Here is a 9973-nt window from a genome sequence, read left to right on the forward strand (position 1 = left end):
TGTTTGCGTGAAAGCCCACTGGTCAGCGCGATCCGCACCGCATCCTTGCGAAATTCTTCCGTCCTGACTGTGCCCATGGTTCATCTCCTTTGCTGCACATTACGCTATCAAAGGAGCGGCACCAAACCGCGACAAGACCAGGCAGCGTCGACATCGGCTCCGCCGCAACCTCGGCTGTCATCAATGCCATCGCCAGCGGCAACGACTTTGTCGCGGCTTACCCCACGAACGGCATCAATGACGAAGTGCAATCGAAGTTCGTCGTGCTCGAGGACAGCCCGATCAAGACGATCGAGGACATCGCTGGCAAGACGATCGCGGTGAATACGCTTGGTGCGCATCTCGACTACACGACCCGGGAGGCACTGCATTCGGTCGGCCTGCCACAAGGCGCCGCCAATCTGGTCGTCGTGCCCGGGCCGCAGCTGGAACAGGTCCTGCGCTCTGGCCAAGTTGATGTGACTGCCTTCGGCTACTGGCAGACGACATTCGAGGGCGCGGCGCAACAGGGCGGCGGCTTGCGCGTGGTGTTCGACGACACCGACGTTCTGGGCGAGATTGCGGGCGGCTTCACGGTGCTGCGTCGCGACTGGGTCGATGCCCACCCGGATGCGGCGCGCGCCTTCGTGGAGCAGTCGGCCCGCGCCCTCGACTTCGCCCGCGAAAATCCGGAGCAGGCGCGCGAAATCCTCGCCCGCATCCTCGAGGAACGTGGTGAGAATCCAGAAGTCGCGCAGTTCTTTGCAGGCTATGGCGTGCGCGAGGGTGGCCTGCCAGTCGAGCGCGACATCCAGTTCTGGATCGATGTTCTGGTGCGCGAGGGGTCGCTGCACGAAGAACAATTGAGCGCGGCGGATATCCTGCTGGTCACGGGCGACACGCCCGTCACGAACTGAGGGGGCCGTGATGACGCTGATCCAAACCCAGGCGAAAGGTGAGGTCACGATCCGTGACCTCACCAAGACCTTCACCATCGACGGCCAGACGCTGACGGTGCTCAGGAAGATCAATCTCGATATCCGCGGTGGCGAAAGCCTTGCAATTGTGGGGGCGAGTGGGTCGGGAAAGACGACGCTCCTGCGTGTCCTTGCCGGGCTCGAGGAGCCGGACGAGGGTGGTGTCCTCATCGACGGTGCTGCGGTTCACGGGTTGGGGCGCGAACGCGCGGTGATCTTTCAGGAGCCGCGATTGCTGCCCTGGCTGACGGTCTTGGGCAACGTCGCCTTCGGACTGGAAGTGCAAGGCCTGACCAAATCCGAAGCTGCCGAACGGGCGCGCCACTACATCCGTCTCGTCGGCCTGACTGAGTTCGAGGGCGCCTGGCCCCGCCAGCTCTCGGGGGGCATGGCACAGCGGGTGGGCATCGCCCGCGCGCTTACCGTGCAGCCCGAAATTCTGCTGCTCGATGAACCGCTCGGCGCGCTTGACGCCATGACCAAGATGACGATGCAGGAAGAGCTGACCCGCATCTGGGCCGAAGAGCGCGTGACACTGGTTCTTGTCACACATGATCTGGAGGAAGCGATTTTCCTGGCTGACCGGGTGCTTGTGCTGCCCAAGGCCAAGGGAGGCGCAATTCGTCTCATCGACATCGACCTACCCCGCCCGCGCGATCGCAACGATCCGGCCTTCGTGCGGTATCGTCGGCAACTGATGTCTGAGTTCGGGCTGCACTGAGTAGAGGTCCGGCCGACGACAGGTCGGCCGGACCTCTACTCAGAACGGGAAAAAGATCGGGATGATCAGCACCGCGACCACGGCAAAGATGATGTTGAGCGGCAGTCCCACCTTGATAAAGTCGACGAACTTGTAGCCCCCCGCGCTGTAAACGAAGGTGTTGGTCTGGTATCCGATGGGTGTGGCGAAGCTGGCTGAGGCTGCGAACATCACCGCCATGATGAAGGGGCGCGGATCGTAGCCAAGCTCGATGGCAAGCGCGATGACGATCGGGCCGATCACCACCGCAACCGCGTTGTTCGAAACCATTTCGGTCAGCGCGCTGGTCAGGACATAGACGGCGGCGAGGATAGCAATTGGCCCGATCCCGCCCACGGCACCCACTACCGTCTCGACGATGAGGCGCGCGGTGCCCGTCTCCTCCATGCCCATGGAAAGACCGAGCATCCCGAAAACCAGGAACAGGATGCGCCAATCGATGGCATCGAACGCCTCTTCAGGATCGACGCAGCGGGTCATCATCACCACAACCGCGCCGATCACTGCGAGGCCTGCAATAGGCATGACGTTCAGCGCCGCCAGCCCCATTACGCCAAAGATCGTCGCAATGGCGATCGGGGCCTTTGTGCGCCGTTGCGGGCGCTCGTTGGGGGTCGAGAGGTTGACGATGCCGCCATCCTCCATCATCCGTTGCAAGCCCTCGGGCGGCCCTTCCAGCAGAAGTGTGTCGGCAAACTGTAGGCGCAGGTCCTGCAAGTCCTGGCTGATATTCTGTTCCTGGCGGTGAACTGCCATGAGGTAGACGCCGTATTTCCGGCGCAGTTTCAGGTCCTTGATTGGCCGCCCGCGCAAGTGCGAGTTCGGACCAATGCTTGCCTCCATCGTGATGGTCTGGTCGGCGGTGACAGGCTCGACATCATGATCGTCGCGATCGCGAAACGCAATCTGCCCATCCTCTTTCAGCCCGAGGATTTCGCCCGTACCGGTCTTGAGCACCAGCCGGTCGCCCACCTCGAGCACCAGATCCTTCATCGTGCGGCGCATGGAGACCTCGCCGCGCACCACGTCGAGGATGCGCGTCTCGGATGTGTTGAATGGCAACTCTGCCAGGTTCTTGCCCACATATTTCGACCCGCTCGGGATCAACAGCCGCGCGAGGAACCTGCGCTTGCCTTCCTGCCCCAGAAGCCCCGAAAGCGATGCGCGGTCGGGCAGCAGGAACCGACCCGCGAACACCATATAAAGCATGCCCACGGTCGCGAAGATCAGCCCCGGCAGCGTCATTTCGAACATTGTGATCGGCGGCTGTCCAGTCTCCTGCGCCACGCCGCTCATCAGGATGTTGGTGGAGGTGCCGACGAGTGTCAGCGTGCCACCGAAGATCGCCGAGAACGACAGTGGAATCAGAAGGCGCGACGGCGCCACACCGACAGAAGCCGCGACCGAAATCATTATCGGCGTCAGCAGGATCACCACCGGCGTGTTGTTCATGAAGGCCGAGGCCCCCATCGTGCCGACCATCATCAGCAGCATCGCGCGCAGGAACGAGCCCCGCGCCTGCCGTTTCAGCAGATCGCCGATGATCGTCAGCACGCCGGTGCGCTCCAGCGCCGCCGAGATGATGAACATCATCGCGATGGTGATGGGCGCGGATGAGCTGAACACCGTCAGGAAGTCCCGCGTCTCGATGATTCCCGTCGCCAAGAGCGCTGCCGATGCCGCCAAAGCGGTGACCTCGGGGGGATAAATTTCCTTGAAAAAACTCAGGAAAACGACGCCGACAAGCGCGAGGACAAAGATTTGGTCAAGACTCATGCGCGATACTCTCGTGGACAACGATATTTTTCCACAATAAACGATAAAGGAAGTCGTGTTTTCAATCGAAAATCGCCAGTCGCAATGAAATCCCTGCGGTATGTCCGTTTCAATTCAAAGGGTGAACCGCCATGCTGCGCAAGCTAGGCACCGTCTCAGGCTTCACCTTGGTCAGTCGCATCCTCGGCTTCCTGCGCGATGTCGTGCTGGCCGCAATGCTGGGTGCCGGGCCGGTGGCGGATGCCTTCATGCTGGCTTTTCGCCTGCCGAACCATTTTCGCGCGATCCTGGCCGAGGGTGCATTCAACGCCGCCTTCCTGCCGACATGGGCTGCCACGGACGCAAGCAGGCACGACAGCTCGCGCCTTGGCGCAGAGGTTCTGGGCTGGCTCACGCTGGCCAACCTTGTGCTTCTGGCGCTGGCGCTTGGTGCGACCGGCTGGATGCTGGCGGTGCTCGCACCCGGCCTGTCGCCCGCCGACGAGACCTGGCCGCTTGTCGTCACGCTCACGCGGATCACCTTTCCATACCTGTTCTGCATGTCACTGGCGGCCTTCCTTTCGGCCATGTTGAACGGGCGCGACCGCTTCGCGGCGCCGGCGTCCGCCCCGATCCTGCTCAACCTGTTCATGATCGGCGCGCTGCTTATGGCCGCGCAGTTCCCGAGCGCCGCCCATGCCGCCGCCTGGGGCGTGATGGCATCAGGCGTGGCGCAGGTTGCGTTGCTAGTCGTAGCTGCGTGGCGCGCGGGCCTGCCCCTGCCGCGTCCCCGGCTGGGCCTGTCGCCCGATACAAGGCAGGTGTTCCGTCGCCTCGGTCCCGCGATCCTGACCTCGGGCGCGCTGCAGGTCGCGATCTTCGCCGACACGATCATCGCCACGTTCCTGCCGGCCGGATCACTCTCGCACCTCTACTACGCCGACCGGCTCTACCAACTGCCCATCGGCCTGATCGGTGTTGCGCTCGGCACCGTCATCCTGCCCGACATTGGACGGCGCGCGGGCCTCGGCGACGAGGTCGGCATGCGCCGCGTGCTCGACCGGGCGCTCGTGATCTGTCTTGTCGTGGGGGTGCCTGTCGCGGTGATCATGGCGACGCTCGGCGACTGGGCCATCCGCATCCTGTTCGTTCGCGGCGCCTTCGATCTTGCGGCGGCGGAAGCATCGGGGGCTATCCTCGCCGCTTACGCCCTTGGTCTGGTTCCGGCACTCGCGCTGCGCTCCCTCGTCGCCGGATTCCACGGGCGTGGGGATACCCGGACCCCGCTCCGGCTGCTCGTTGCGGCAACGCTCGTCAACATCGCACTGAAGATCGTGCTTGCCCCGATGCTCGGCGCGGTCGGGCTTGCCCTTGCGACATCAGTGGGCATCACGGTCTATGCGACACTGCTCTTCCGGGAAAACCGGGTCCGTGGTTTCCTCACCGGGCCCGCGCCGATCCCGGCGGGCGCACTCGTCGCAACGGGGGTCGGATTGGGCCTGTTTGTCTTGTGGTCACGCGATGCCGTCCTGCGCGCCATCGAGTATCTGACTCCAGGTCTTGCATTGCCGGTCGCATTTCTGATGCTGATGATCGCCATCCTGGCGGTTCAGGGATTGGCGAGCGCCTTGGTCATCAGACGCCGCCCGCTTAAAGCAAAGGGCACACCGAAGGAATAGCTGCGATACTCCCGTTTTCGAACTCGCCCAAAATCGAAGTATGCGCGAAATATTCAGCGCTCATCTTCCACACAGCGCAAAAAATCATGCGGACCAGTTCACAGGTCAAACCCATAGCCGTGACCGCTCCAATCCGATTTATTGATTGATGGCAAAATCCCCAGTCGTCTTCCCAGCAGCTAGCGCCTCTACGAACCACTGCGGTTTACGCCCACGACCGGACCAGGTGAGCGACGGGTTCTCTCGATGCCGGTATTTCGCCGCGGCAGGCGCGCGGGAGGATTTCGTCTCGGTGCCGACAAGTTCGGCCAGGGAGTAGCCGAGGTCTCGGGCGAGATCTTCCACCTTTGAGCGGGCTTCCGCCTTCTGCCGATCTTGATAGGTGGAGATCGCCTTTGCGACGTACTTCTGCATTTTCTTCAGCTCGCCGAGCGACAGTGCCTCGAGATCGAAGTCAGCCATTGGTGCGGTCCGTGTCCTCAATGTCCCGCTATCGATAGCCCGTCGCGGCAGGCTACCGCAACTCCCGGCAGGCAAGGGCAGGGGTGGCAGAGCCTGGTGATCGCCGTTGTCGTCGCCACTGAGGTGCTGGGCTTGGGTTCAGGCGGTCCCGATTGGCAGGATGACAGGGTCTGGCATGGGCTCCCCGCGCATCTCTGTCTTCTAGTCCATCCCTTCGACTGACAATCCCCTAATCCCGTTCGGCCTCTTGCGCGCAACCCCGCGTCAGCCCGGGCCGTGTTGGCCGCCTATGGCGTCCTGCCCGCTCCACCCCGGTCCTCTGGGGGTTTCCGGTGTCCATGCTGTCCACCGTGCACGCGTCACCCGACGGGCTTTTTCCGGGTCTTGTCGAAGGGACGGTCCCGAAGACAGGAAACACAGGAGCTAATCATGCAGAACATCGTCATCCTCGCCGGTAACATCGGTCAGAAACCCGAAACCCGCACCACTCAGGGCGGCACCAACATCACCAACTTCAGCCTCGCCACCTCTCGCCCCCGCCTCTCGGAAGGTCGCGTCCTGCGCGACGAGAACGGCTACCGGGTCATGGACACGGAATGGCACCGCATCACCTGCTTCAACGGCCTCGGCAAGACTGTCGCGGAGCACTGCGAAAAGGGCATGAAGGTCCTCGTCCACGGCCGCATCCACTACAGCAAGTGGATCGACAGCATGGGGAACGACCGCTACGGCTGCGAGATCATCGCCGAGAAGGTCGACTTCCTGAGCCGCCCGAAGTCGGCCGAGAACGAAAACCCCGAGCTGGTCGACCGCGACGACGAGATCCCGTTCTGAGGGTGGGCTCGCCCGCCGGGTCTCCCCCCCGGGCCCGGCGGGACAAGCCGTCGGGTTTAGCGAAACCTGGCTCAGAGGCGACTGTCAGGTTGCCTTCGGGCACTCGCATACCCGATTGCCTTTACGCCGAATATTGATTCGGGGTCAGATAAGGCCCATCAACGCAAGCGCCATGCCGGCCAGCGCACAACCCGCAAGGACCGTCACGGCGCCCAGCCTGAAGCGGAACACTGCCACGAGTGCGGCAAGGACCAGCGCCGCAGCCGCCAGTTTCACCGAGGACCAGACGGGCACATCGATGTCGAGGCCGAAGGATGTGACCGTCTGTACGTCTTCGAAGACGACGTGCAGACCGAACCAGACGGCGAGGTTCAGGATGACGCCCACCACGGCCGCAGTGATGGCGGTCAGCGCGGCGGTCAGCACCGCGTTGTCGCGCAGACGCTCGATGAACGGCGCACCGAGGAAGATCCAGAGGAAGCAGGGCGTGAAGGTCACCCATGTTGTCAGCAGACCGCCGAGCGTTGCGGCCATCAGGGGCGACAGACCGCTTGCGTCGCGGAAAGCGCCCATAAAGCCCACGAACTGCGTCACCATGATCAGCGGCCCCGGCGTCGTCTCTGCCATGCCGAGCCCATCCAGCATCTCGCCGGGAGCAAGCCAGCCGTAGTTCTGCACCGCCTCCTGCGCAACATAGGCCAGCACCGCGTAGGCGCCGCCGAAGGTCACCACGGCCATGACGCTGAAGAAGCCCGCGATCTGTGAAAAGACGTTCTCTGGCCCGAGTACCGCGAACAACAGCGCCACCGGGGCAAGCCAGAGAGCGAGAAAGACGCCGGAAATCCGAAAGGCCCACCCCCGGTTGACCTGCGTGTGTTCTGGCGACTCTTCTCCCAGCAGGGTGTCGGCGTCGTCGATCTGGACCTTGCCGACCTTGCCGTGTCCGCCGCCGCCATGGAATGCAGGCAGGCCCGCCCGTGCTCCGAAAAACCCGATCAGGCCGGCAACGAGGATGATGAGCGGGAACGGAATTGCGAAGCCGAAGATCGCCACGAACGATGCCGCGGCGATAGCGACCATCGCGCCGTTCTTCAATGCCCGCGAGCCGATGCGGATGACCGCCTGCACCACGATGGCCAGCACTGCGGCCTTCAGCCCGAAGAACAGTGCCTCGACTGGTCCGACATTGCCATAGAGCGCGTAGACCCAGCTGAGCGCCATGATCGCCACGACGCCGGGCAGCACGAACAGGACGCCCGCGATGATGCCGCCGAGTGTGCGGTGCATGAGCCAGCCGATATAGACGGCGAGCTGCATGGCCTCCGGCCCCGGCAGCAGCATGCAGTAGTTGAGAGCGTGCAGGAACCGCTTCTCGCCGAGCCACCGCTGCTCCTCGACGAGGATCCGGTGCATAAGCGCGATCTGCCCGGCTGGACCGCCGAAGCTCAAGAGGCCGATGCGGGCCCAGATGCGGGTGGCCGCGGACAGCGTGGGGTATGCGCGGTCCTCCATCAGTCTGCCTTCGGCTTGTTGGTGGGCCAGTTGTGGGTCTCGTCGGTCGCATCCCGTGCCCAGCGATAGAAGGCGTCGTAAAGCAGCATCCCGGCCTCCAGCTGCTCCAGATCGTCGGAGTACATCCGCGACAGGCCGAGCGATGCCGCAAGCAGCCCGGCCGCCTCGGGCGCGAGATCAAGCCGCGCCGTATCGGCGCCGCGCACGATTGTCGCGAGCCGGTCGAGCGCGGGAATGTTCAGGCCGAACTCGGCCAGCATCACGTCGAAAGTGCAGAGGTCGTCCCGGTGGCTCCAGAACACGCCTTCGATGTCGAAGGGCGAGGCGTTGTAGCGTTCGGCAACGCCCACCACCTCGGCGGGCGCGACGAACAGGATGATCGCACAGGGATCGAGAAAGCGCCGGATCAGCCAGGGACACGCGATGCGGTCGATCTTGGGGCGCGAGCGCGTGACCCAGATGGTCCGGCCCTGCGCATCGCGTGTGGGCAGCTTAGCCGGATCGATCAGCGGCAGGCTGGCGGAGCGCCAAGCCTCGAATCCGCCCTCGAGGTATTCCGAGGAGCAGCCCTCGGCACGAAGCCACGCGGCAGTGCCCTGACTGCGCCGGTGACCGGCCTGACAGATGGTGATCGACAGCTGTCCGCCGAGTTGTGGCGCGAGGGCGGCGAGCGCCTGATCGTCTATCCGGGTGGTGCCAGGGAGCAGCCGTGGGTCTGCGGCGAAATCTTCCTCGGACCGCACGTCGAGCAGGAGCGGTGCGCGGGGGGTTCCGATGATGCGGCTGAGCTTGTCGAACGAAATGGCATTGGGCGCAGGCATGTGCGTTCCTCCGTCGCCGGGGTTGAACAGGAACGCGATCTTCGGCTGGCGCCTCGTGGGGAGCTCGCGGGTCCCCATGGATTCAGTGTCGTGAAAAACGCCTATGGTGTCAATCACATGAACCCTATCTTTGATAGCGCGTAGGCGCGCTCGGCAAGCTGTCTGGGGTCAGACTAGTTTTTGGCTGAAGCTGCCTCGAAGTGTCGGGGCGACAGAGTGCGCATCCTTCGAACGATTTCCTTTACCACAAGCTTGCTGAGAGTGAGAGGAGTGCCGGTTTTCCGGTGACGGGTTAAGGGCTGGGAGAGTGGCTCCCGGCGCCTGTCACGGAGGAATGCCGATGGGCGTTGTGGAAGTAATGGATCCGGTGCAGCCGACGCGGGCTGGTGGCTGGAAAGTGGATGTGAGCCGGGGTGAGCGGAACGGGCGGGTGTCGTCCGAATGGTTCAACCGTCCAGATGACGAGCGGTATCTGTCGCTCGACGATCTCTGGGCCAATGTGAAGGGCCGATCGGAACGCAGCCGCAGCCGGGTGGTACAGACGGCGGATATCCGGGTCGACGCTGCGCGCGACAACCCCGAGCGGTTGCACCTGATGTTGCCGAAGGCGCAAGAACCGGTCGCGCCCACGCATTGGGCCTTCGGCCAACTCGCCAGCATCGTCGGCGCCCCGGCGTCCTATCTGCGGCAGTTGCCAGCGCCGCTGGCGGGGATCAATCTGCAATATGGTCTGACCAACCACCGCGCCGAGCAGGTAAAGACCTTCGAGACCGAGGATGGCCGCACGGAGTTGCGCGCCGTGACCGGCCCCGATTATGGCCGCATCCACGATTTCGAACTGGTCGAGGCGGTGCAGCGCATCGCGGGCAATGGAACGGGCGATACGCGCTGGAAGGTGCCGGGCGTGCTCGACTGGTCGACCGGGGTCTACAACCCCGATGTTGAGATCAGCCGCGACACGACCACGCTCTATGCCTCGGACCGGGACGTCTTCCTGTTTCTGGTCGACGATCACAACCCGATCGAGGCGGGCAAGCTGCCCGACGGTTCGCCCGATCTCTTCTGTGGTTGCCGCCCGTGATGCAAGAGACTTTTGACCCTGCTGGCATGTGATCGAAGGCGCTCTTCTGTCAGGCCTTTGAGTGCGGCACATTCAGAAGCCGCTGGCCGGTATGGTGATCCGCGGATCAGGTC

General features: G+C 63.6%; 8 protein-coding genes and 1 pseudogene. 5 read left to right on the forward strand and 4 right to left on the reverse strand.

All coding sequences use genetic code 11. The features are described 5' to 3' along the window. Positions 1-89: 89 nt before the first annotated feature. Positions 90-896 (forward strand): ABC transporter substrate-binding protein, encoded by an 807-nt coding sequence (locus Q7J44_RS19890; RefSeq protein WP_304882863.1) that lies wholly within the window; start codon positions 90-92, stop codon positions 894-896. A 10-nt stretch (positions 897-906) separates the two neighbouring features. Further along, on the forward strand, positions 907-1677 hold the full coding sequence (locus tag Q7J44_RS19895) for an ABC transporter ATP-binding protein (RefSeq protein WP_304882864.1): 771 nt from the start codon (positions 907-909) through the stop codon (positions 1675-1677). A 39-nt stretch (positions 1678-1716) separates the two neighbouring features. Here the strand turns inward: Q7J44_RS19895 and Q7J44_RS19900 are convergent, their stop codons facing one another. Continuing rightward, positions 1717-3492, reverse strand: a complete 1776-nt coding sequence (locus tag Q7J44_RS19900) for an SLC13 family permease (RefSeq protein ID WP_304882865.1) — start codon at positions 3490-3492, stop codon at positions 1717-1719. 131 nt (positions 3493-3623) lie between these two features. On the opposite strand from Q7J44_RS19900, the gene murJ reads away from it, so the two are divergent. Continuing rightward, the gene (murJ, locus tag Q7J44_RS19905) at positions 3624-5150 is read left to right on the forward strand and encodes a murein biosynthesis integral membrane protein MurJ (RefSeq protein WP_304882866.1); all 1527 of its coding nucleotides are present in this window, start codon (positions 3624-3626) and stop codon (positions 5148-5150) included. Between the two features lie 138 nt (positions 5151-5288). On the opposite strand, the gene Q7J44_RS19910 is transcribed toward murJ, so the two are convergent. Next, positions 5289-5612: an H-NS histone family protein gene (locus Q7J44_RS19910; protein ID WP_304882867.1), complete on the reverse strand. Its 324-nt coding sequence runs from the start codon at positions 5610-5612 to the stop codon at positions 5289-5291. Between the two features lie 429 nt (positions 5613-6041). Between Q7J44_RS19910 and Q7J44_RS19915 the strand changes: the two genes are divergently transcribed. After that, entirely contained in the window at positions 6042-6446 is a 405-nt protein-coding gene (locus Q7J44_RS19915) for a single-stranded DNA-binding protein (protein ID WP_047998258.1), read from the forward strand. Positions 6447-6590: 144 nt separating this feature from the next. Here Q7J44_RS19915 and chrA read toward each other — a convergent pair whose 3' ends face one another. Both chrA and Q7J44_RS19925 read right to left on the reverse strand, forming a co-directional pair. Beyond that, positions 6591-7958 (reverse strand): chromate efflux transporter, encoded by a 1368-nt coding sequence (gene chrA / locus Q7J44_RS19920; RefSeq protein WP_304882868.1) that lies wholly within the window; start codon positions 7956-7958, stop codon positions 6591-6593. Beyond that, positions 7958-8779 carry a sulfurtransferase/chromate resistance protein gene (locus Q7J44_RS19925; protein WP_304882869.1) on the reverse strand — a complete coding sequence of 274 codons (822 nt, stop codon included), beginning with the start codon at positions 8777-8779 and terminating at the stop codon, positions 7958-7960. The genes chrA and Q7J44_RS19925 overlap by 1 nt, the downstream gene beginning before the upstream one ends. A 340-nt stretch (positions 8780-9119) precedes the next feature. Here Q7J44_RS19925 and Q7J44_RS19930 point away from each other — a divergent pair. Further along, positions 9120-9842, forward strand: a pseudogene (locus Q7J44_RS19930) (DUF932 domain-containing protein); the annotation flags it as partial. Between the last annotated feature and the right edge of the window lie 131 nt (positions 9843-9973).

It is taken from the genome of Pseudotabrizicola sp., from assembly GCF_030656345.1.
In the GTDB taxonomy this organism is placed as follows: domain Bacteria; phylum Pseudomonadota; class Alphaproteobacteria; order Rhodobacterales; family Rhodobacteraceae; genus Pseudotabrizicola.